The organism is Flammeovirga pacifica (assembly GCF_000807855.2).
In the GTDB taxonomy this organism is placed as follows: domain Bacteria; phylum Bacteroidota; class Bacteroidia; order Cytophagales; family Flammeovirgaceae; genus Flammeovirga; species Flammeovirga pacifica.
In genome coordinates, this window is record NZ_JRYR02000002.1 from 662,836 (window position 1) to 686,701 (window position 23,866).

The window sequence follows — 23,866 nt, forward strand, 5'->3', positions numbered from 1 at the left end:
CTATATCTGTGATTAAATCTGAGAGGACGGACACATTCTAGTTTTCTTTGATATTATAATGCTTAGTGCATTTCATTTTAAACTTACAGCAATAGGTTTCATAGTGTTTTAAAGGTTGAACTAACTAAATAACCGTTAATTTTAAAAATGAGTTCAAAAAAATGGATTTTTATACATTTTATCACTTCGTATGTTTTAATAAATAATAGGTGTATTTGATGCTTTCTTAATGAAAAAACCTATTATATGATGTCCTATGATGGTTTTATCATAATTGAAAGTTATCAAAAAATAATATTTTGATAACTACAAGAACAAAGCTTACGTAAGTAATACTATCTAAAAAAGAGATATTCTTCTAGTCAGAATATAATTTTATTAAGTTTGAAAAATTTAGCACAAAAAAAAACACCTCAAATTGAGGTGTAAGCAGAATATTAATGATTTGATATTCTCTATATAAGCGTGTCACTTAACATTTCTTCTTTTGATAATTCAGCTTTTGAATGTGCTGAATGTAAATGACTACAGATGATTTCTTCAAAATTAGGTTTTGCAACTAGGTTTATTCCTTTCAAGATAATACTTACAATAAGATTAGGAACAACTAGGTAGACTTCTTTTATCCAAGGTCCGTATAATTTATCTGATTCTTTTAGGTTTTTACCGTAGGCAATTCTTGCTTCAGAATCCATCCATTTAATTTTTGATATATCACAAACTAGAATGAATTCGGATTTTATGTTTTTAAAGACTTTCTCACGCATTTCCTTGTACTCGATGATGTCTTGAACATTAGGTTGTTCTTTAGTGCATGTTATAGTTATTATTGGAAAACGAGTCAAATCGAATGTAGCTGTTGAGCATTGATAAAATTTTGACATAAGTTATTTAGGGTGTTTTTTTCATAACGGTTTTCCCTAAACAAAAGTTCAAATGTTTATTTGTAATAAATCAATCATCTCAAAAATTAAGAACATAAAAAAAGAGATTGTAATTCAATAAATAAACAACAATCCCTTTTATTATTTTTTCAAAAAAGTCCTATTGATTATGTGCATTGAATGTTTCCATATTCATTTCTCCATCTCTTTTAGAAACAAAAGTAGCTGCAGAAGAAACGCCAAAAATATTAGTTGCTGTTCTCCCCATATCAATTAAAGAATCTACAGACAATACAAACGTAAGCACAATACCCATTACTTCTGCTGATATTCCCATTATAGTCATTGCAGTAATTGCAGCAAATGATGCAGTGCCTGGTAGACCTGCGATACCAAAAGACGATATTACAACAGAAATAAACATTGTAATTAATACAGTTGGAGAATATAAATTCATCTCACCTCCTAAGGCATTTGTAACACCTACAGAAAGGACAATCATAAAAACAGGCCACATCGCTCCACAAGCATTCATACCCATCGTTGTTCCTAACGACGCCGTAATGTTAGCTGTTTCGGCATCTACTCCATTTCTTTTTTCTAATGAATTAATAGTTACTGGTAAAGTAGCTCCACTGGATTGTGTTGAAAATCCGGTAATTAACGCAGGTAGTAAATTATTATAATGCTTGACGGGATTCACCCCATTTAAAAATTGTACAAGTAAGTGCATCAATATTATTACACCCATTGTGAGGTAAGCTACCATTATGAATTTGGCTAGATCACTAAATAATGAAGGACCTTTTTCTGCAATGGCCATCGTCATTAAAGCTAATACGCCATAAGGAGTAAGCTTTATTATCGTCATAGTCATTGAGTTTATAACTAATTTGGCAGCATCTAACCCTCTTATAATTAGATTCATCTCTTCTTCCTTTTTCTTTTTCATTCTTCTAACAGAACTTCCAATTAAAAGAGCAATAATAAGCGTACCTATGATATTATTTTCTGAAAAAGCATTGAATATAGATGTTGGAATATTTTGTGTAAAGCCATAGATAACTTTACCAAGAGATGCATCACTTAATGCATCTATCCTATTGGCATAACCCTGAGCAATATTTTCTGTTGATATTTTAGTGACATCAATAATATTTTGAAAATCAAAAATACTTGCCATCACTAATGCAATACCTGCAGCAAGTGTAACAGAAACTATAAAGTAAGCGATAACTTTCCCAAATTTTTTACCTACATCACTGTCTTTGCTTAAATGCACTAACGTATGAGCAATACTAATAAAAACAATGGGTACGATCATAAATTTCAAACTTCTTATATAGATATTTGAAATAGTTTTAATATAAAATTTTAAATCAGAATAAGATTCTTTAGGTAAAAATGAATATAAGCCCCATCCCAATAATACCCCTAGAAAAATGGCTGTGATGTTTCTATAATGGAATTTGATTTTTCTATTAGACATTTGATTTAATACCCAAAGGAGAAAAATAAATACAAGTATCGCTATTGATTCAATCATGTTAATTGTGCTATCTAAATAGACTTATTTCTTCTATTTTTGAATTGATAATTTAAAAATTAATTAAAGATGTAATTAAGCATTTAATTATACTATTTCATATAAACTCATTGACAAAATCCTATTTATAACGATTTTTATCATCTTAAAATGGTAATACAAATCACCGTAAAAACATGTAATAAGTGTTAAATTGACATTAATAAAAATAACCTAAAACCTCAATATCATGGAAGAATATATTTATAACTATTTGATTGAATCCGAGGTAAGAAAAAAAGAAGCAAATAAAGCCAACGGACTGATTCTTACCATAAGCAGACAATTTGGATCCCAAACACGAAAAGCTGCTGAAATTTTAATTGATAAACTCAATAAAGATGAAGTTGGGTATAAGATGCATAAAAGACCTTGGAAATTAGTAGATAATACTGTACTACATAATTTATCTAAAGAGCTAAAAGTAGGAATCACTGAAATTAATGAATTTACACCTATTGAATATAAAGGTCTTTTTGACCAAATAATGCATGGTCTAGATTTTAATCGAAATACTTTAGACGATACATTATATACTGCACTTAAAACGGTAATATTATCTTATTTTGAAAGAGGAAATGTGATTTTTTTAGGTAGAGGTGCAGTACACTTTGCTGCTGGAATTCCAAATGTTCTAAAAGTAAAAGTAAGAGCGTCTGAAGATTTTAGAGTACAACAATTTGCCAATGCAAATCAGCTAGATTTTAGGTATGCAAAAGAAAGAGTAAAACAAAAGGACAAAAAGAGAAGGAAATTTAATGCATACATTTCAGAACAAGTACCTGTTAAATATGACTTGGTGATTGACAGAGAAGAATTATCTGATCAGGGACTTGCTGACTGTCTTCTTTCTTTTATGAAATTGAAAGAAAAGGAATTGACAAGAAAGGTCTAGTGACAATGACACCTCCATTTTTTAAATGTGAGGTGTTTTTATTTATTATTAAGTAGTGTTAATGTTTCTTGAGAACAATCAAGTTGCCAATCAGAAACAGATAGCTGTGAGTGATGAAATAATACCCCAACGTTACCAATAATGTTACTGGCTTTTTCGGTACTACACCCACTCATAATTTTTTGTCTAAAATTTACTTTGTACACCATCTTATCATTATCAGAGATAACAACATATTCGCATTTGTACATGGTCTTTACACCATCAATAAATTCTTCTACATAACACCTTGTCTTGTCTGTAAATTCTACTCTAATCTCATTTACACCTTTTACTTGATGTACACCAAGAGGAAACGAGTTATTCTCTTCAGGTTTAACAGAGCAAGAAGACGTGTATATTAATATAACAATGAACAATAATTTTTTCATCAAATCTTCTTTTTGTAATCACCAACAATATATAAAATATCCGGAGATATAAAAATCTCTAGCCTTTAATAAATACAATTGCAAACCTTTAATTAACTTAATTAATGGTATAGTTATATACAAAACTTGATATTTTAACAGTTTGAAAAAAATGACTAATAACATGAAACTTAGGATGGTAAGTTGTTGTTATTACGGGACAACCCAAAATAAGATCACTGTATTATGAAACGCTTCCTGTTCCTCTACATATTAGCCATTTTTTTTTATTCTTGTCAAAAACATAACGAAGTTTCATACAATGAACCAAAAAACCTATCTGAAGGTTTTCTGTCTTTAGAGGTTCCCAATAATTTTAATTTTGAGGCCTACAGAAAAGTGACATTAAATATCAATTTTGCATATGATGTACAACACACAACTGTAGGAATTTATGCCGATTCAAGTTTTTCAAGTGGCTCATATTTAGGAGAAATAGTTCTAAAAAAAAATACTACTTATACCACTACCGTTTCATTACCAGAAAAATACAAAAGGTTATATACTAAATCTTCTTCTTTTGGTACCCCAATGTGCCACGAGTTTGATATTAGAGCAAATACCTCCTATCTCACTTTAAATGAACATCATAAAATTAATGATCCAATAGAAACTAGTTCGAGTTCAAGAAATGCTAATACAAATACATTTAATTTTAATGGCATAATTACAGCTTCAAAAGGAAGTTATGACTCACTTGGTGTACCTCATTATTTAACAACCCCTGATACTATACATCAAGATTTAATGGATGATATAAATTCCTATTTACCTAATGAGGTTTCTGTATTAGAGCATTCACCACATTTAATTACAAACGGTAGTTCCGATATTACCTTTGATGGCCCATGTGATTTATGGATAACATTTGTACATGAAGGGGCTGGATGGAAAAATTCTTTGTGTTATTATACTTACGATATAAGAAACCCTCCTTCTTCTACTGCAGATATTGATTCTTTACATATTCTTTTCCCAAATATCACATACAGTGGTGTTGATGGTGGCCTTCACCAAGGCGATAAAATTTTTATAGGTAGTTACAATGCGACAACTGCAATTGGTTTTGCTTTAATTCCTAATGGTTGGCAAAGTTATAATCAACAAGTAGGTAACAAGCCGAATATTAAATTTAGTAATTCCACTTTTAATACATTTACAGATCAGAACAATAGACAACACATGGTGACTATTTGGGATGAACAGAGAGATATTATGTTTTTGGGTATTGAAGATTGGTCTAGACCTAGTGGCGATAAAGATTTTAATGACCTCTTATTTTACTTAACCCCCGAGGCACAAGAAAACGGTGTCAATACAGCAGAAATGTCGTTATTAACAGAAGTTGAAGACAGTGATAATGATGGATCTCCTGATCATATGGATCAATATCCGAATGATCCTAATAAGGCGTATCATTCCTATATTCAATTAGAAGATGATTATTTTAATTATTCTTTTGAAGATTTATGGCCTGAAAAAGGCGATTATGATTTTAATGATTTGGTTGTTGGTGTGAAATACAAAAAAATATTGGATTCTAATTACAACCTCAAGCAAATTGAGATGGAAGGTAAATTATTCTGTATTGGAGGTTACAGGCATAATGGTTTTGGTGTTGAATTACCATTTAATAATACTTTAGTTGAAAGTGTAACAGGTCAAATTTTAGATCAGAATATTGTAGTTCTTAATGCCAATGGTACAGAAAGTGGGAACAATAATGCTACCATCATTTTATTTGAAGACGCTTATTCTCTAATGCAATCTGTCGACGATGATGATCTTGTTAATGTCAGACCTTTTTCGACTTATATCGAACCTTATGAGTTTAATGTGGTGGTAACATTCACTTCTGGAGCATTAGAAAATAGTGACTTTGTAGATTTGCCAAATGCATTTATTTTTATTGATGGAGATAGAGGTAGAGAATTACATTTACCAGGATATACCCCTACTTCGAAAGTGAATGAGGACTACTTTAAACAAGGGGATGATAACACAGATCCTTCAAAAAACAATTTCTATAAAACAACAAATAATCACCCTTGGGGGATTGTAGTTGTAGCTCCTGAATTCGAATATCCGAAAGAAGAAAGTGATATCACAAAAGTTTTTAACCATTTTCGATCTTGGGTAGAATCAGGAGGAAATTCATATCCCAATTGGTTTGATGATGAAAATGGGTACAGAAAATCTGATGAAGTGTATCAAGAGATTAAAAGGATAAATGATTAAATCAGATTTTTAGTTGAATTAATAGGATGTGGTAAAAATATCAACTGCCTAGAAGCTGTAATTAATTTCGTATTCTATAACAGATCACTCTTAGAGAATTGGGAATAAAAAATAATAATATGATAACCCTAGCTCTTTGTAATTATTTTTAGTGTAAAATTATAAAAGACAGTGAGATAGAAAACTTCTATTTTGGTTTATACCATATTGTGGTATCTGAATGGAAATTAAACATCAATAATTTTGATAATATTTTTCTAAAAAAGATAAAATAAAAGTACAATACTGTTTAACTTTAAGACACAATTTTCATCAACAGGTATTGAATTTATGAAACTCACGTTTTGGGGTGCGGCACAGAAGGTAACTGGAAGTATGGCTTTACTGACTTTGGAAGATGGTTATCAAGTATTAATTGATTGTGGTGTGGATATGGGAAACTTCTCAGAAGATGACCCAATTTACCCAAATTCATCATTTCCTTTTGATGCATCTTTAGTGAATGTAGTTTGTTTAACACACGCTCATCTTGATCATTCTGGCAAACTACCCAATTTATATAAAGAGGGTTATGAAGGACAAATTCTTTGTACTTCTCCTACAGCTTCTCTAAGTCAAATTTTGTTAGAAGATTCTGCTCGAATTAATCAGCGTAAGCTGAAAACATATAATAAGAAAAAATCAAAAGGTCATTCGTTAGATCAATTCAATTTTCTTCCTGAAAACCTTTATACTGAAGGTGATGTAGCTAACACTATGCAAGAAGTAGTGCCTATTCAGTTCGGTAGAAGATTTAATATCAAACCAGGTCTTTGGGTTACTTTTATTCCTGCAGGCCACCTATTAGGAGCAGCACACGTTTACATTGAAGCCGATGACAACGGTGAGAGAAAAACGCTCTTGTTTTCGGGTGATATTGGAAGGGAAAATTATCCTTTACTTAAAGATCCTTCAGAAGTGCCACAGGCCGATTATGTTGTTTGTGAAACAACCTATGGAAATAGAGAACACCAACATATTCAAGATTCTGCACTTGAAATGTTAGATGTGATCAAACGTACTTGCGTAGATATTCCGGGCCGTTTGATTATCCCTGCATTTAGTATAGGCAGAACTCAAGCAGTTTTGTTTGAATTACATAAACTTTTTGTGGAAGGTAAATTACCCCCTATCAAAATTTTCTCTGATAGCCCACTCGGTATTCAAAGTAACCGTATCTATGATCAGTTTTCTAATCATCTAAATCAAGATGCTAGAGATTTTATTGAAGATTACGATAGCTTATTTAACTTTGAGAACATGGAATACGTCTTAAAACAGTCGGATTCTAAAGCCATTTCAAATTACAATGAGCCTTGTATTATTATCTCGTCTTCTGGTATGATGGAAGGTGGTCGAATACAACATCACATTCAAGCCAATATGGAAAATCCTTATGCCACTGTTCTTATGGTAGGATATTCTGCAGAAGGGACAATGGGTGCACGATTAAGAGATAATGAAGGTACGCTTCGTTTAGGGAAAGAAGAACATAAAGTGCATATAAAAGTAGAACAAACAGATTCATTTAGTGGGCATGGCGATAAAAATGATTTAATTCGTTTTATACAACAACAAGATAAAACAAAGACCAAACAGATTTTCTTAAACCATGGAGAAGAGGAAAGTATGGTCACTTTCAAAAATACTTTAGAAGATTTAGGATACCCTAATGTGGTCATTCCAACAAAAGGACATGAATTTATAATCTAATGAAAAACGTTACTATTATTGGATCCGGAAGAGTGGCAACTCACTTGGGGATAGCTTTAGAAGACAAAGGGGCAATTATACATGAAGTGTACAGTCGTCATCTCAAAAATGCTAAAGTTCTCGCAAAGAAATTCTATGATGCAGTAAGCGTTGATCACCTAGATTTCTCTAAATCTGAAGCTGAAATTTTCATAATTGCTGTAAGTGATACAGCCATTGAAGAGGTTGCTAAAGACATCATCTTACCAAAGCATAGATGTATTTTAGTACATACTTCAGGTGCAACACCTATGGAAGTTTTAGCTAATTACCATGTGCTTACCGGTGTATTCTATCCGCTTCAAACTTTCTCAATGGAGAAAAAAGTTGATTTTAAACAAGTTCCACTTTGTATCGATGGTACATCTAAAAGTGTTTTAGATGTGTTGGCTTCTTTAGCCGTGAGGATCACTCCAAAAGTGTATCATATTAATAGTGAAGAGCGAAAGAAGCTACATATATCTGCAGTATTTGCCTGTAATTTTACCAATCATTTATTAGAAGTATCCTCTCAATTAGTTAAAAATGCTGGTCTAGAATTAAATGATTTAAAACATTTAGTTAATGAAACAGTAGACAAAGCCTTCAGTTTACCTACGCCTAAAGATGGACAAACAGGACCTGCTGTAAGAGGTGATGTTAAAACAATTCATAGACATGAAAAAGAACTCCAGAAAGATTTTCCAGAGTTCCTTAGTATGTATCAGTTAATGACTGATGCTATTATGCAAAAACAAGGTAACTATATTTCTGCTGATCAGATTCTTGCCTTTGACCAAGAAAGTGATGAAATCGAAGAAGATAATAGTACCACTGATTTTGATGAAGATGAGGATGATTTAGAGGAATAATTATCCTTCTAAAATCACTTTCATTCAAGGAAATTTCATTTATTTAAAAGGATTTTTTTTAGATCTTTAATTTCACAAGTTAAGTCTTCTACTTTCTTTTCAAGATCATCATTGTTATCAGCTACCATTGCATCAACAAATATTGAATTAACTAAAGACATACCTAAGATTCCACCACTTAATACAACAAAAATGAAATAAGAATATGTTAGATAAATTTGAAAAGGTGTATAATTTTCAACAACAGATTCAGGGATTTCATACCACCCTTCAACTGTAAATATTTTAAAAATAGAATATAAAGATATTAAGGGGTTTCCAAAATGTTCAGGAGATGCGTTTCCAAAAAATTGAAAAGATAACACCCCAACTATGAAAACATAAATCACAAACCCCATTAATACAATAATAGAAGATCTTAATGCCCTTTCAATTCCTTTCAATAATTGCTCTATTCCAGGTATAAATTTTAAGAATCTGAATGATTTAAATATTCTAGCGACCCTAAAAACTAACAAGAATGATATATCATGTAGATCAGCATCAAATATAAATTCTGCTAAAGTTGGTAAAGAAAGAATAACTAAAGTAAAATCAAAAATATTCCATCTTGATGAGAAATATTTTTTTGTCCCATTCACTGATATTTTAGTTGTAATTTCAGCAACAAATACACCAGTTATTATGACATCAATCCAATTAAGTATTTTAAGTGTTTGATTTTCAAAATTAAATCCTGTCAAAAAAATTACAATCGCATTTATAATAATTAATGCTAGGATAAATTTATTATTGAGTAAAAGATTTTTCATGTTACAAATATAATTTTTTTAATGAATCATTTCTTGGTAATATTAGAATGAGTGTTATTTTTACAATACTGTTAATGTTTAAGTATTTTAATTTATTATCAATGGATTTAATAGACAGAATTGAAGAAATAGCAGACCGCATCAGTAAGATGAAGGAATCTGTTCAAACTGAAGAAGCAGCTAAAAATGCATTTGTCATGCCTATGATTTCAGCATTAGGATATGATGTTTTCAATCCAATGGAAGTAGTACCTGAGTTTACAGCTGATATAGGTACCAAAAAAGGTGAAAAAGTAGACTATGCTATTCTAAAAGAGGACAAACCAATTATTATTATTGAGTGTAAACATTGGAAAGAGAAATTAGATGTCCATAAAACCCAATTACATAGATATTTTCATGTAACTGAAGGTAAATTTGGTTTATTAACCAATGGTATTGAATATAGATTCTTTACAGATATTGAGTCTCCAAATAAAATGGATGATACTCCTTTTTTAACCATAAATTTAGAGAATTACACTGAAGGTGATATTGCTGAGTTAAAAAAATTCACGAAAGATAAATTCGATGTTGATAATATTTTAAGTGCAGCTTCAGATCTTAAATACTCTAAACAATTAAAATCAGTTATCAAGAAAGAACTGTCAGAACCTTCAGAGGAATTTGTGAAATTACTTGCAAATGATGTATATGCAGGTCGAATGACTCAACAAGTAAAAGATCAATTTAAAGTTTTAGTTCAACATGCAGCTAAAAACTTTATTAATGATTCACTAAATGAAAGGCTAAAGTCTGTAATGGGAAATGATTATGATTCAACAATTAGAACTTCATCATCTCCTGTTAGTATATCAACTAATACAAGTACTGATGTAGTTGCTGCCGAAGTAGTTGTTGCAGAGCCTGAATTAACAGAAGCTGAAAAGAAAGGTATTATAACAACTGATGAAGAATTAGAAGGTTATAGAATTATTCAAGCTATAGTTCGTAGAGTTGTTGATTTAGATAAGATATCATATCGAGATACAAAATCCTATTTTGGTGTTTTATTTGAAGATAATAATAGAAAACCAATTTGTCGTTTACATTTTAATGCAAAACAAAATTATATTGGTACTTTTGATTCTGAGAAAAACGAAACTCGTAATCCAATTTCAGATTTAACAGAAATATATAACTACGAAGACCAAATATTAGAAATTGTAAAGTCTTATTTATAAAAAAATAATAATCAATATTAATAACCTTGTTTTTTTAATTCTCATTTAATGTGTATTTCAAGGTACATAATTTAAGTTAGTTTATATAAGGAATTTGAGGCCTTTAATACGATTTTGACTTGAAAAGAAAAAGTGACTAAATCAAGATTATAGATTTAGTCACTTTTTATAATTTTATAGGGTTTGCCCTACTTCTCCAAAATCGGAAAATACCTTTCACGAATCACGTTTGCATGGTGTAATTGATGACCTGCAATGGTGAAACCAAGAGCTAATACATTTGTTTTTAATCCACTAGCAACCCCTTCTTGTTGTTTCATTTCGTCTGTGAAACTTTTAAATAAGGCTATAGTTCCCATTCGTACCGCTTGAAACTCTGCTACTAATTCATCAAAATCTCTTTGATAACCTTGTGCTGTCACAGCGTAATCATTTTCCTCAAACCCGTTTATTTCGGATTTATCCTCTCTAGCGAAACGTAATGCTCTGTAAGACAAAATACGTTCTGTATCTATAATGTGCTGAATGATATCAGAAATTGTCCATTTACCTGTTTCGTAAACTTTTGTGCCTAAAGCCCTCATTTTTTCAACGCTATCTTCATTAATGTTGACCAGTGTTTCTGATAAAACATCAACAATGTCTTTATCTTCACATAGATCAATATAACGATCAAAATATTCTGGCATAAATGGTAAATCTTTCTTTTTCATTTCGATTGTTTTGGTGAGTTATTTAAAGCTTGTAAATTAAACCAATTATCAATATAAACTTTTATACTCACATTTTAATGAAAAATATACTAACAGTTCAGGAAGCTTTTGAATTAAGTCAAAAAGATAATGTCATTATTTTAGATGCTAGTCAAGACGGATCAAAAGTAGGAATGACCGCTCAACATCCTGACCTAATGATTGAAGGAGCTAGACTATTTGATATTAAAGATGTTTTTAGTGATACCACCTCTCCTCTACCAAATATGTTTCCTTCTGAAGAACATTTTAATAAAAACGCTCAGGACTTAGGTATAAATAATAAGGATCATATCCTCATTTATGATAATCTAGGAATTTTCACCTCACCGAGAGCATGGTGGATGTTTAATGTGATGAGTCATGATCAAGTATCAGTGATAAATGGAGGATTGGATGCTTGGATTTCTGCTGGTTATCCTACTGAAGCTCGTTTACAGCACACATTTGAAAAAGGAGACTTTAAAGGTAAAAAGAAAGATAAAAATATTGTAGATGCAGATTTTATACGTGAAGACATTCATACTTTTTCACATCAAATAATAGATGCGAGAGGTAAAGGTCGATTTGATGGTAGCATAGAAGAACCAAGAGTAGGAATGAGAAGTGGGCATATCCCTGGAGCCAAGAATATTCCTTTCAAAAACTTATTGATTGATGGACAGTATAAATCCAAAGAAGAAAGAAAAGAAGTATTTGATTCGCTTCAATTAGACAAAAATAAACCAATTGTATTTAGTTGTGGATCAGGCATTACGGCTTGTGTTGATCTTCTAGGTGCATCTGATATAATAGAAAACGAATTGAAAATCTATGATGGTTCTTGGACAGAATGGGGAGCTTCTGATTGGCCAATCGAATAATATATTAAAAAAAACAGAGGCCTTACATAGTAAAGCCTCTGTATATTCGGAATTATTTTATACACTTTTTGTTATTTGTTGTGTAACAAATTTGAATCTTATGGAACGTCAGTAATTCCCATTACTGTAACTCGATGATTCTAATTTAGAATGATTACAAATAGCAAGCAAATATATTACATCCTTTTTTAGAATAATTCTAAATAATTTCTTTATTCGTAAATTAATATCCCAATGCGTCCATCATTTTACTGTTAAGACGTCTATTTTTTCCTATATAAGGATGACAATGAATATGAATTGCTGGATTAAAATTCATCTCGATAATTGCATAATTAGTATCATTTGCATCTTGATCTAAATGTGGAATCATCATATCTAATCCGGTTACTTTTACATCTAAGGCTTTTGCCGCTTTCACTGCAATCTCTTTATAAGAATCCTTAATATCATCGGTCACATCAATACTATCTCCGCCAGTAGATATATTCGAATTTTCTCTTAAATAAATGATTTCATCTTTTTTAGGGACAGTATCAAATGTATATCCTTGAGTAGATAGAAACATTTCTTCAGCCTCACCAAGAGCAATTTTCTCCAAAGGCGTTTTATATCCTTTACCTCTTAACGGATCTTTATTCTTTTCGATCACTAATTCTCTCACAGACGATTTACCGTCTCCTTTTACATTTGCAGGGACACGGTGTAATATTCCTACCACTTCATCATCAATAATGAAAATTCGATATTCTTTACCGTCTACAAACTCTTCTACAAGAATACTATTATCATGTTCAAATGCGATATCAATGGCTTTATGATAAAATGCTTCATCATTATTTTCTTTAATTATTGTGATACCTAATCCAAAATTGGTTGACTTCGGTTTAATCACAACAGATTGTCCTTTGAAGAAATCGTAATCCGCTTTCGCAATTTCATTATCAGAATATTGTTCCCCTTTTGGTGTTCTGATGTTGGCCTTCTCAAGTAACTTTTTAGTCATCACTTTATTTTCCATCATCAAGATACTTGAATAGTTATCTAGTGATGTTTTTGTGGCTTGCATGACATATTGCGTATTCCCCTCTTTTTCAAACTGGACAAAATTTTCATTTCTGTCCATAATATCAAATTTCACGCCTCTTAAAACGGCTTCTCTCAACATTAATTGAGTAGAAAGTTCCATATCTTCCTTACCATAAAATTTGAAAGATTGCTGAATCGATTCCTCTTTATAAACTAAGGCTTTATTTAAATGCCAATCTATATAATTAGTATTCTGAATTCTTCTAAGCGTATGATTGGCAGGTCTTTTTTCTTTATTTTTTAATAAATGATGAAACACCTCTGATGCCTCAGGATATTTATTTAAGAAGCCATCACCTAGTATTTTCAATATATCTTTGGCTAACATTTGAATCGCTTCTTCTAAAGCAATTGGCTCATTATCTACCTGTAGTATAGCATTACCGTCCATACCTTTAGTGGCCGCCACTTCTTGGTTAGTATTAGCTATTTTTTGATTTAATTGAGATAATTCATCATTACCTTTTAATAAACAATACAATAGAAAAGCATGAATTATTTGAGTATGATGAATATCAATGCCATATTTTACACTAGGGTTCAAATCAAGGAATCTTATTTCTAAATAAGACAACTTTCCATTGACCTCTTTAAGTCGAATTGGACTGTAATTTTCTTTTTCATTGATTATCTCACCCTGCTCAACTTTTTCTTTAAGGCTGCTTTTATAATGATCAAGACTTTTATAATCAAGAATTAAATCTTCTTTATTTTTATAACCACAAATACTCGAACGCATAGACGTTGCATTATCAAAATGATGAGCGTCTTTTGATGCTTTTGGAAGTACATCAATGCATTCTTTTAAATACGAATTATGAAACGCAGGACTGTTGCCTAAAAGTGTAATCAAAAACCATCTATTCTTAAGGAAGTTTCTTGTAATGGTTAAGTAGATTTCTTCTTTAAAATTATCAAATGGAATGGTCGAAGAGGTTAATTGATATAACCATTTTAATGTTTTTTCATCAAATGAAAAATTAAAATGTATACCTGAAAGTAACTGTTTCTTTCTTCCATATTTATGTGCGAGGTGATCTCTATATTCTTCATTCTCTTTTCCCCCTTCACCATATTGAGCAATATTGATCTCACAATCATTATCAGGTAATTCTGGTGGAGTACTTTGAGGCCATAATAATTCATCCTTAGGTAAATGAATGGAAACTATATCGTGTATTGTTTCTAAAAAGCCTAACGCTTCTTTTATGGAAGGTAATACAGGCGTTATCATTTCTAACTGACTTTCTGAAAAATCGGTAGTAATGTAAGGATGGGTTAATTTATTACCTAACTTTTGAGGATGTGGTGTAGTAGCCATCTTCCCCGATTGATTTATTCTTACGTTTTCTTTTTCAAAACCGAATTCCCCATCAAACCAACGATTGGATGGATTTGTTTGATATAATTCTTTAAATGATTTCATGGGTTAACTTATTTATAAATTTCTTTTTCAAATATTGAAAAGCAACTGATAATGCAATTGATCTTAAAAACATACTACAAGCAATGGATAACCATACTCCATTAATGCCTAATTCTAAAATATAAGCAAAAAATAAGGCCATTGGAATTCTTATTATCGTAAATGCTATATTAATACTCGCAGGTATTTTAGTTTTTCCTAATCCATTGATAATACCTGAAGTTAGCATTTCAATGCACATAAATACTTGAGCAATACCCATCATAAATAGATAATTAGCACCAATTTCTATTGTGCCTGCATCTGTAACAAACAAAGACATCAAAAATGGTCCACCATAAATAAAAAATATTCCATTGATGATACCTATACTGATACCAATTTTAAGGGCATTTGTATACCCATCGAGTATTCTATCAGGTCTTTTCGCACCTAAGTTTTGACCTGTAAAAGACATCATTCCACTTGATAACCCACCAATACACATAAAAGTGATTGATTCAATTTGTATCCCAATTTTTTGAGCTGCTATAGCTTCACTTCCCCAATCGGCGATGATTTTAGCTATCATTATACCTACAATTGTAAACAAGATACGTTGCATAGAAGCAGGGAATCCCGTATTAATAATTTTTTTTGCATGAGATAATTGTAGTTCCCAATGCTCTTTCCCTCCTAAAAATACCTCTCCTCTTTTTACAATAAATAATAGACTAGATACCACTTGAGCAATAATTGTTGCCCATGCTGCTCCTTCAATTCCCCAATCTAATAACAAAATAAAAATTGGATCTAGGATAATATTAATAACTAAACCAAAACCTGTATAATACAAAGGTGTCTTAGTATCACCCCTAGCTTGACTAATTGCTGTAAATAAAAAGATGATAGGTGTAATAAAAAAAGAAAGTGACATCCATGTTAAATAGGATATTGCTCCAATTTGTACTTCTTCATTTAATCCGAAAAATGAAATTAGAGGAACTTGAAAAAGCTGTACAAAAATAAATAAAATGATGGATGCTATTAGTAAAAGAAATAATCCTTCTCTACCCCATCTTAAAGCCTCTCCCTCTTTCTTCTCTCCTATTAATCTTGATGTATTAATTCCTACTCCCATATAAAATACAGAAGTTAATGCCCAAAATAATTGTAGGTAGAACCCAGCTGTTCCCACAGATGCAACAGCGTCACTTCCTAATTTTCCTACCCAAAACATATCAATCACATTATTGGCTATTTGTAAAAAGGATGCACCTATTATAGGTAATGATAATCCCAGAATACCTTTTAAAACAGGTCCTTGAGTTAAATCTTTTTTCATTTAATAAATAAACTTATGAAAGTATGTTCATATATTCAACAAAGGTATATATTATGGTGAATTATAAAAATTAAAAAAGCCTACAATCGAAGTGAAATCACTGATTGTAGGTTTTAAAATGTTAAATTATTCTTATTTCAAAATTCTAATTTCTGTACGTCTATTTTTTTGATGTTGATACTCTGTACATTCAATACAATCTATTGCTGTGTCATCTTCACCAAAATATCCTAATACGAGTCGATCTTTATGAATTCCTCTTTGTACTAAATAATTCATAGCCGATTCCACTCTTCTTAAGGAAAGTTGCATATTATAACCTTCGGTTCCACGTATATCGCAATGGGCATGTAACTCGGCTCTAAGATTTTGATTCTGATCTAAATAATCATAGACTTCATTTAGCGTCATCTTTGCATCTGAGGTAAGTCTTGGTGAATCGAAAGGATAATATATATTTTCTATGTTGACAATATTTTGTTTTGAATTAGGTCTTAGATAAATATCTTGATATATAATTCCGTATCTATCTGGTGTAGGATTTGTTATTTTTACATTGGCTGTACCATATTCATCCGCACTACCAATTAAATAATTATCATCAGGTAATTTTGTGAGAATCATACTATAATGCCCCCCTTCTGTTTGACCAATAGAACGAATTCTTGTAGAATCATTATCAAAAAGGAATACTTCAGAATTCATGATTCTTTCATTTGTATGTGCATTTAAGACATCACCCACCAATTGTAAATTTTGTCCTTTCACCAATTCAATGATTATAATATTATTGGTTTTTTTGATGGATCCAACGGGTACTTCTTTGTATTTATATATTTGTGACATTGCAGCCACACTTAGTAATTCTTGTTTTTCTCTACTATTAAATTTTACATATCCTGTTTCATCTGTAATAAACTGATGTATTGCCATATACTGCTTATCATAACATTCAACAATAACATTTTCAATAGGTTTACGAGTTATACTATCAATTACAAAAACGATAAAATCTGATGGACGAGATTTAAAATGATAAATATCATCAGAGCCTCTACCTCCAAATCGATTGGATGTAAAAAAGCCTTCGATATAACCTTTTGATTTTTTTTCTGGTATAAATGTAATTCCAAAATCATCTGTTGGAGAATTTATAGGAGCCCCTAAATTTTCAATACTTATTATTTCTCCTTCTTTTAATACAGCTTTAAAAATATCTAATCCACCTAAACCAATGTGCCTATCTGATGAAAAATATAATGTGTTCTCATCATAGACATAAGGGAACATATCATTACCTGAGGTATTGATGATGTCTCCCAAATTTTCAGGCTCAGACCATGAACCATTGTCTTGAATTTCTGATTTATATAAATCAACACCTCCATAACCTCCTGGTTTGTCTGAGGCAAAAATCATTGTTTGACCATAATTGAGTAATGTGGGATGACCCACCGAATAATTGGGGTTATTGATATTTATTGGACTTGGTTTAGTAAATTCATGTGTTTCTGGATTATATATAGATTCATCAATTTGTAAATGATGTATTGCTTGATTATTCTCATCTCTAATATTTTGATTTGGGATGTTAACGGTCATGTACATCTTATTTGTGAGTGTATCTAGAACAGATTGTCCAACATGAAAATCTCTTAATACTTGGGTATGTAATATTTCACTTTCTTCATATACTCCTAAATCATTTTTCTCTACATAATGTAAATCTAAAAATTGTTCACCATCTCTATTGTGAATGTTATTTTTGACATGATCTCTCCTTGAAGAAGAGAAGATCAACCCATCAAAAAATACCAAAGGATTCATGTCTTTAAATTCAGAATTAAAGACAAGGTTATCTATCTTATAAGCATGCTTATTTTTTTGTAAAGCTGTAAGGTAATCTGATTGGCATGATAAAAATAAATCCCTGACATCTTCATCATCTGCATTATTAAATAAATATTTCTCAAATGCATTCCCTGCTTTACCATAAAGACCAAGACATTTTGCCATTAATCCATAATTTAAATAAACGTAATCGCTTCCTTCCCATTTCTTATTTAAAAGCCCCTGATAGGCATTTAATGCTTTACGGTATTTGTTTGTCTGTTGGTAGCACATTCCAAGCTTGAACCTGGCTACCACATCGAGACTATTCACTTTTTCAAAATTTTCTATGGCTAAGACATATTCTTTATTTTTGTAATACTTATCTGCTCTAGCCAAAAGGGTTTCTTTTTTCTGAGCAAAAGATAGCGTACTTAACAGAAAGCAGAATGCCGCTATAAATAACAATTCTTTTTTTAAGGTGCTCATCATTAAAAATATCTTGGACTTGTAACAATATTAGATCTTCCTTTAGTAGGTAAATTAATACCTAACAGAATTTCATGTGTTCCAGAGGTGTGGTTACTGATTTCGGTGAATGGATAATCATAAGCATATCCTATCCTGAATCTTTCTTTTAAAACTATTTGTGACATTAATGCGATACCATCTTCAGATCTGTAAGAAGCACCCAACCACAACATTTTTTGGAAAATAAATGTAGCAGTGATATCAGCTTGTAAATTTGCATTGGATACCTTTTTCAATAGTACAGATGGTACAAAATCAACATGTTCAGATAAGAAGAAATGGACACCTGCTTTTACAAAAATATGTCTTCTATACAGACTTTCATTAGCAGTAGTTTGTGTCATTTCTGTTTCTAGCATTGTTGGAATGGAGAAACTTACATAGTATTTATCATTATATAAATACAATCCGAATCCTGTGTTAAACTTAGAAAGTGATTCATTACCAGAATTAAATACAGGATCATTGGTATTTTGTAGTCTTAAATCAGCCCAATTATGCTTGAAATTTAACATCGTTAAATATAGTCCAAATGATAAAGTTAAGCCGTTATCATTTACTGGTAGATGATAAGCAAAAGCTCCTTGAACAGTGTTATTAGTACTAATGCCAATTTTATCATTCACAAAATTTAATCCTACTCCCATTTTTCCTTTCATTATAGGAGAGTGAGCAGAAAAATTTATAGTAGTAGGTGCTCCTTCATAATTTGTCCATTGCTTTCTAAAAAGCATAAGACAATCTATACCTTCTTTTGTGCCAGCAAAAGCAGGGTTAATAGCTAAGGTATTATAAGCATACTGAGAAAACATTGGCATCTGTTGAGCAAATGAAAAAGATGTCATTCCCAATATGAAGTATAGAAAGATTATTTTTTTCATCGGTTTTATCTTTTAATGACTACAAAGCCGTTGTAACTATATTCTTTAGATAATCTGACTTTTAGAATGTAATAATAAGTACCGTCCGGTAGAGGTTGGCCGCTATCATTACTTCCGTCCCAAGTATTTAAATATTCTGTTTTTGTATATACAGGTTGTCCCCATCTATTATAAATGGTTAGAGTATTATTGGTGTATTCTCTAATACCTTCGATAACAAAAGTTTCATTGGCATCATCCCCATTAGGAGAAAAACCTGAATAGAAAATCAAGTTTGGTTCTTCTAAATTTTCACAGTCTCCACAATCATTTAACTTGATCACTAAAAGACCATTTCGGCAATCACCGTTCGGATTACAAACTGTATAATACACATGGTCTATTGTATCATTTTCGGAAAGGTTATCAGGAGCAGTATAACATACATTGGTATTATCTACAGAAGTCAAAGCTCCGGTTACTTTTCCTTTCACTAGAGGATCACCATTCACTGGATTCCAATTCAAACCGCTTTCATCCAACCTATCTTGGATGAGCATACAATAATCTGTTCCCTTGTTTACAGTCACCGTATCAATCCAAAAATCTGTATTTACAGATGTGACAACACCTGTTTGATCCTCCACGTGGATGATTACCAGTGCTATATCCGATAATTGAGGATTATCTTTATCATATATTCTATATGTAAGTACATCTAACCCTGTAAAATCTTGGTTAGGGGTATATGTAATAATCGGAGCATTTTCAAAGAAGTTTATTGAAGCAGTACCTGACTGAGGAGGCACAACAAAACTAGTTCTTACACTGTCAATAGTTCCGTCAGAATCACTATCATTAGGTAGTATCAAAATATTGACGGTTGTATTAAAAGGAACATCTACGGTATCATTTAATGCTAATGGCGGTTCATTAGACCCTGTTATTGTATTTGGACCTGCAGGATCTTGTACATTTACAGTAACAATAGATGTATCACAAAGTGCAGGAATAGAATTATCACATATCTGATAAATAACATCATATGTTCCTATAAAATCTGGATCCGGTATATTTTCAATTTTACCATCTACTAACCGAACAGTTGCAGTGTCCGATAATGGTTTTTCAATAATGGTTAAAGTGGACGGTTGAATAGGGTTACTTCCTTCAGTATCATTTAATAAAGGATCTAGAATTACACCCTCACCTGGAAAGGTATTCATTTGATCACCATTGGCAGTGGGTGGTGTTTCTCTTGTATCAATAATAAATGAACCTTCATCACATAACGCAGGTGATCCATTATCACAAATTCTAAATTCTATTGTATCTACACCAATAAAATCAGGATCAGGTGATAAATTAATTACGCCAAGATTATTTACTAAATTCAGATCAGGATCTGGTGTATTTAGTAATTCTATATTTCTGATGTTTAAATTTCCATCAGGATCTGTACCCAGGGTAGTTACTGGTATGCCATTCAATAATACATCAGCAGTAAGTGGTATTTCTAGATTATCTTGCGCTACAGGTGGGTTATTATTATCGGTTTGTGTTCTTATGACAACTATACCGTTATCACATGTTTGAGGAGATCCATTATCACATGCTGTATAATAGATTGTATCGAGCTCTACATACCCTAATATTCCCATTGCCTTTATGGTTGGGAGGTTGAATGTATTAATAAACATATTTGGGTTTGAGAGGGAATCAACACGAATGGTCACATTTGAAACATCTTCATCGTCTTCTATGAGATCAATTACTTGAAAATTAGAAACAATATTGGGCTGTACATTTATTATTGTATCTCTAGCTACAATCTGTTCATTAATTTCAGCTCTATTAATCACAATACTACCTTGATCACACAAACCTTCTGTATCACATATTTGGAAAGATACCGTTTCGCTTCCTATCCAAGTAGAGGTAGGATTAACATTGATACTTCCACCATCTGTAGTAATATTTAAATCAGGATCTGGTGTAGAAGTAATCGTAATACTTGTTGGATTTAAATTATTATCAGGGTCAACACCCAAAGTTGAAATAGGAATACCATTATCTATTACATCTTGTGTAAGAGGTATTGCGTAATTCTCTACTGCAATTGGTGGTACATTAGTATTTGAATACTGAATAACAATATTCGCTGTATCACAAGAAGATGGAAAACCTGTATCACAAACAGTGTACTTAACGGTATCCATCACCCAAACTAATGAAGGAGTGGTAATATTAATATTAGGAAAACCCTCAACAACAGTGAAATTATTGTTGGTTTTTTCTAAGATCGTAAAAGTTACTTCATCTGGTCTTTCATCTACAATTAAATTTCTAAGATCAAAAGGTAATGTTGTATTTTCATTCGCTCCTATAACAGTATCATTGGCTACAACAGGTGTATTTACTATTCCATTCCAGGTTGTAATATTAGGTATTGGATCTGCTTTAACATAAAATACAGCATCATTGTAATCATAATCGGTCACCTCCATATTATCTTCTACACAAAGTAAAAAATCGTTTTCAGGAGTTTGATCGTAATCGAATATCACAAAATGTTGTAAGAAATTAATTTGCAATCCGCCAGGTGAAACTACATTTGCATTTAAATTTTCATTTGAATGTAATGTATACCGACCTGATGTTATTGCATCAATTTTATTAGCAGCAAATGGATCCCACCCTTGTGATACGATAAAAAAAGCAATTACGGTACCTTTCGTAAAGTAACCGATGTGTAATTTAAAACCGTTATTTATAGTATTTTCTGTATCAAGTTTTGGGAAAATTATTGTCTTAGTGCTCTCAATATCTGAAGGTAATGTAGGTGGATTTAGATAATTGTAGGTATAATATCCTAAAGTATTAAACCATTCCGCATCTTCATACATTAACGTAACAAATACATCACCATCTTCCAATACAATAAAATTATTATTATTTTCTTGCAAGAAAGATGTTCCTCCATTAGCCATTGTATCTTGAACTAGAGTCTGTAATGCAATAGTTTCTGCAATTGGTATTAGGGCTGTACTTTTTACATAAGTACCTTCTGGACGGCCACCATCATTCCATGATTCTGAAGCATTAGGATTATCTCCTAGTACCTTATAAGTATAGGCCGCCATAATCCCAAACCCAGTTAGAACGGAACAGATGATGGCGATACCTACTATATATATATATTTATTTCTTTTCATGTTCATATTATTTTCTAATTGCTTTCTCCCAAACAGCTGATTGGTTTCCAAATAGGTACCTCCAGAAACCGAGTAAAGCACAATAGTTCATTAGTGCATAATAATATGGTAACATGATTAATTTTGATGGGGTCCAGTATTTTTTTACGATGTGAACACCAATTGCAATCGCATACAATATACTTTGGGCTATAAATAATAAGGAATATATGAGGTGATCGTTAAGAGATAAATACAAAGAAATAGCATAAATTACGGGTAACGCAAATGGTACAAATAACCATCTAAGCACTCGATGTGAGACATATTGGAATGTCACCCAACCCCACTTGAATATATTTAGTAAAGGGAGTAAAGTAAATATGATTTGAAAACCTCCTGCCGCTATTCTTATTTTTCTTTTCATTTCTTCTGTAACACTAGCAGAAGAGTCTTCAGAAGCATAAGCATTCGGTTCATAAGCTACACGATAACCTTTCATCAAAATTTTCATAGAGATATAAAAATCATCTAAAATCATATTTTGAGGAATCTTCGGGTATAATTTAGTTCTAAAGGCAATCAGTTCTCCTGCACCTCCCATTACAGAAGTGAGTTCTGAATCTAATTTCTTTAAAAAAGATTCATATTTCCAATAAGCACCTTCACCTGATGAAGCTAAATCTCCATCTTCTTGCAATACACGTTTTTCTCCGCAAACACATCCAACTTTGGGGTCTAAAAATTGACACACAATCTGTTTTATAGCTTGATCATTTAAAATAGTATTTGCATCTGTGCATATTGTTATGGAAGTTTCTATTTGATCGATAACTCTATTGATTGCCGCGGATTTACCCGCTCTTTCATTATTATGGAAAAGTCGAATAGAATGTCCTGCTTTTTGAAATGCTTTGATTACTTGAGGAGTATTATCTGTACTTCCATCTGCTACTATCACAATATCAAGCAATTCCTTAGGGTAATCTAAGTTTAAAGAATTAGTAATTTTATTTTTTAGAATATCAGCTTCATTATAACAGGGAATTACTAAAGATACTCTGGAGGTCAATAAAGTCTTTTTATCTAAAGACCTTTTACCTTTAATGATGTTTTTGATTTTAACAATGCAAAACAACACAATTGGATAGCCAATCACCGAATAGAAAACAATAAATAAGCTAATCCAAAAAATATATTTTAATACAATTAGGTCAATCATTTTAAAAGTAGTAGTAGGTTGAAATA

Annotated in this window: 17 protein-coding genes; 6 read left to right on the forward strand and 11 right to left on the reverse strand. The window is 31.4% G+C overall.

Features of this window, described 5'->3' with window-relative positions; translation table 11 throughout:
* Positions 1-455: 455 nt before the first annotated feature.
* The gene (locus NH26_RS25310) at positions 456-884 is read right to left on the reverse strand and encodes a hypothetical protein (RefSeq protein ID WP_139263230.1); all 429 of its coding nucleotides are present in this window, start codon (positions 882-884) and stop codon (positions 456-458) included.
* A gap of 160 nt (positions 885-1,044) precedes the next feature.
* Entirely contained in the window at positions 1,045-2,373 is a 1,329-nt protein-coding gene (locus NH26_RS21730) for a dicarboxylate/amino acid:cation symporter (RefSeq protein ID WP_199880282.1), read from the reverse strand.
* Between the two features lie 286 nt (positions 2,374-2,659).
* Between NH26_RS21730 and NH26_RS21735 the strand changes: the two genes are divergently transcribed.
* Positions 2,660-3,364: a cytidylate kinase-like family protein gene (locus NH26_RS21735; protein WP_044220938.1), complete on the forward strand. Its 705-nt coding sequence runs from the start codon at positions 2,660-2,662 to the stop codon at positions 3,362-3,364.
* A 38-nt stretch (positions 3,365-3,402) separates the two neighbouring features.
* Here NH26_RS21735 and NH26_RS21740 read toward each other — a convergent pair whose 3' ends face one another.
* Positions 3,403-3,795 (reverse strand): hypothetical protein, encoded by a 393-nt coding sequence (locus tag NH26_RS21740; RefSeq protein ID WP_044220935.1) that lies wholly within the window; start codon positions 3,793-3,795, stop codon positions 3,403-3,405.
* A gap of 225 nt (positions 3,796-4,020) precedes the next feature.
* Between NH26_RS21740 and NH26_RS21745 the strand changes: the two genes are divergently transcribed.
* From NH26_RS21745 to NH26_RS21755, 3 genes are all read left to right on the forward strand, one after another.
* On the forward strand, positions 4,021-6,072 hold the full coding sequence (locus NH26_RS21745; RefSeq protein ID WP_044220932.1) for an LruC domain-containing protein: 2,052 nt from the start codon (positions 4,021-4,023) through the stop codon (positions 6,070-6,072).
* A gap of 330 nt (positions 6,073-6,402) precedes the next feature.
* Positions 6,403-7,824: an MBL fold metallo-hydrolase RNA specificity domain-containing protein gene (locus NH26_RS21750; protein ID WP_044220929.1), complete on the forward strand. Its 1,422-nt coding sequence runs from the start codon at positions 6,403-6,405 to the stop codon at positions 7,822-7,824.
* Positions 7,824-8,714: a Rossmann-like and DUF2520 domain-containing protein gene (locus NH26_RS21755; protein ID WP_052431901.1), complete on the forward strand. Its 891-nt coding sequence runs from the start codon at positions 7,824-7,826 to the stop codon at positions 8,712-8,714. Before NH26_RS21750 ends, NH26_RS21755 begins: the two co-directional genes overlap by 1 nt.
* 35 nt (positions 8,715-8,749) lie before the next feature.
* Here NH26_RS21755 and NH26_RS21760 read toward each other — a convergent pair whose 3' ends face one another.
* Positions 8,750-9,526, reverse strand: a complete 777-nt coding sequence (locus NH26_RS21760; protein WP_044220926.1) for an ion transporter — start codon at positions 9,524-9,526, stop codon at positions 8,750-8,752.
* Between the two features lie 101 nt (positions 9,527-9,627).
* Between NH26_RS21760 and NH26_RS21765 the strand changes: the two genes are divergently transcribed.
* Entirely contained in the window at positions 9,628-10,749 is a 1,122-nt protein-coding gene (locus NH26_RS21765; protein WP_044220922.1) for a type I restriction endonuclease, read from the forward strand.
* Between the two features lie 188 nt (positions 10,750-10,937).
* On the opposite strand, the gene NH26_RS21770 is transcribed toward NH26_RS21765, so the two are convergent.
* A complete protein-coding gene (locus NH26_RS21770; RefSeq protein ID WP_044220920.1) occupies positions 10,938-11,462 on the reverse strand; it encodes a DinB family protein in 525 nt (174 codons plus the stop codon).
* A gap of 77 nt (positions 11,463-11,539) precedes the next feature.
* Here NH26_RS21770 and NH26_RS21775 point away from each other — a divergent pair, with 77 nt between their 5' ends.
* Positions 11,540-12,364 carry a sulfurtransferase gene (locus tag NH26_RS21775; RefSeq protein WP_044220918.1) on the forward strand — a complete coding sequence of 275 codons (825 nt, stop codon included), beginning with the start codon at positions 11,540-11,542 and terminating at the stop codon, positions 12,362-12,364.
* A 223-nt stretch (positions 12,365-12,587) separates the two neighbouring features.
* Here NH26_RS21775 and gshAB read toward each other — a convergent pair whose 3' ends face one another.
* The 6 genes from gshAB to NH26_RS21805 form a co-directional block, all read right to left on the reverse strand.
* Positions 12,588-14,879 (reverse strand): bifunctional glutamate--cysteine ligase GshA/glutathione synthetase GshB, encoded by a 2,292-nt coding sequence (gshAB, locus tag NH26_RS21780; protein ID WP_044220916.1) that lies wholly within the window; start codon positions 14,877-14,879, stop codon positions 12,588-12,590.
* A complete protein-coding gene (locus NH26_RS21785; protein ID WP_044220913.1) occupies positions 14,866-16,203 on the reverse strand; it encodes an MATE family efflux transporter in 1,338 nt (445 codons plus the stop codon). The genes gshAB and NH26_RS21785 overlap by 14 nt, the downstream gene beginning before the upstream one ends.
* A 132-nt stretch (positions 16,204-16,335) precedes the next feature.
* Positions 16,336-18,522: an OmpA family protein gene (locus NH26_RS21790; protein ID WP_158022002.1), complete on the reverse strand. Its 2,187-nt coding sequence runs from the start codon at positions 18,520-18,522 to the stop codon at positions 16,336-16,338.
* A gap of 2 nt (positions 18,523-18,524) precedes the next feature.
* On the reverse strand, positions 18,525-19,445 hold the full coding sequence (locus tag NH26_RS21795; RefSeq protein WP_084812322.1) for a PorP/SprF family type IX secretion system membrane protein: 921 nt from the start codon (positions 19,443-19,445) through the stop codon (positions 18,525-18,527).
* A 5-nt stretch (positions 19,446-19,450) separates the two neighbouring features.
* Positions 19,451-22,639: an Ig-like domain-containing protein gene (locus NH26_RS21800; protein ID WP_158022003.1), complete on the reverse strand. Its 3,189-nt coding sequence runs from the start codon at positions 22,637-22,639 to the stop codon at positions 19,451-19,453.
* A gap of 7 nt (positions 22,640-22,646) precedes the next feature.
* A complete protein-coding gene (locus tag NH26_RS21805) occupies positions 22,647-23,840 on the reverse strand; it encodes a glycosyltransferase family 2 protein (RefSeq protein WP_044220902.1) in 1,194 nt (397 codons plus the stop codon).
* Positions 23,841-23,866: the final 26 nt, after the last annotated feature.

Bases quoted from the DNA above. Each gene is read 5' to 3' on its own strand.
- NH26_RS25310 (WP_139263230.1), bottom strand. From the start codon at position 884: ATGTCAAAATTTTATCAATGCTCAACAGCTACATTCGATTTGACTCGT.
- NH26_RS21730 (WP_199880282.1), bottom strand. From the start codon at position 2,373: ATGTCTAATAGAAAAATCAAATTCCATTATAGAAACATCACAGCCATT.
- NH26_RS21735 (WP_044220938.1), top strand. From the start codon at position 2,660: ATGGAAGAATATATTTATAACTATTTGATTGAATCCGAGGTAAGAAAA.
- NH26_RS21740 (WP_044220935.1), bottom strand. From the start codon at position 3,795: ATGAAAAAATTATTGTTCATTGTTATATTAATATACACGTCTTCTTGC.
- NH26_RS21745 (WP_044220932.1), top strand. From the start codon at position 4,021: ATGAAACGCTTCCTGTTCCTCTACATATTAGCCATTTTTTTTTATTCT.
- NH26_RS21750 (WP_044220929.1), top strand. From the start codon at position 6,403: ATGAAACTCACGTTTTGGGGTGCGGCACAGAAGGTAACTGGAAGTATG.
- NH26_RS21755 (WP_052431901.1), top strand. From the start codon at position 7,824: ATGAAAAACGTTACTATTATTGGATCCGGAAGAGTGGCAACTCACTTG.
- NH26_RS21760 (WP_044220926.1), bottom strand. From the start codon at position 9,526: ATGAAAAATCTTTTACTCAATAATAAATTTATCCTAGCATTAATTATT.
- NH26_RS21765 (WP_044220922.1), top strand. From the start codon at position 9,628: ATGGATTTAATAGACAGAATTGAAGAAATAGCAGACCGCATCAGTAAG.
- NH26_RS21770 (WP_044220920.1), bottom strand. From the start codon at position 11,462: ATGAAAAAGAAAGATTTACCATTTATGCCAGAATATTTTGATCGTTAT.
- NH26_RS21775 (WP_044220918.1), top strand. From the start codon at position 11,540: ATGAAAAATATACTAACAGTTCAGGAAGCTTTTGAATTAAGTCAAAAA.
- gshAB (WP_044220916.1), bottom strand. From the start codon at position 14,879: ATGAAATCATTTAAAGAATTATATCAAACAAATCCATCCAATCGTTGG.
- NH26_RS21785 (WP_044220913.1), bottom strand. From the start codon at position 16,203: ATGAAAAAAGATTTAACTCAAGGACCTGTTTTAAAAGGTATTCTGGGA.
- NH26_RS21790 (WP_158022002.1), bottom strand. From the start codon at position 18,522: ATGAGCACCTTAAAAAAAGAATTGTTATTTATAGCGGCATTCTGCTTT.
- NH26_RS21795 (WP_084812322.1), bottom strand. From the start codon at position 19,445: ATGAAAAAAATAATCTTTCTATACTTCATATTGGGAATGACATCTTTT.
- NH26_RS21800 (WP_158022003.1), bottom strand. From the start codon at position 22,639: ATGAAAAGAAATAAATATATATATATAGTAGGTATCGCCATCATCTGT.
- NH26_RS21805 (WP_044220902.1), bottom strand. From the start codon at position 23,840: ATGATTGACCTAATTGTATTAAAATATATTTTTTGGATTAGCTTATTT.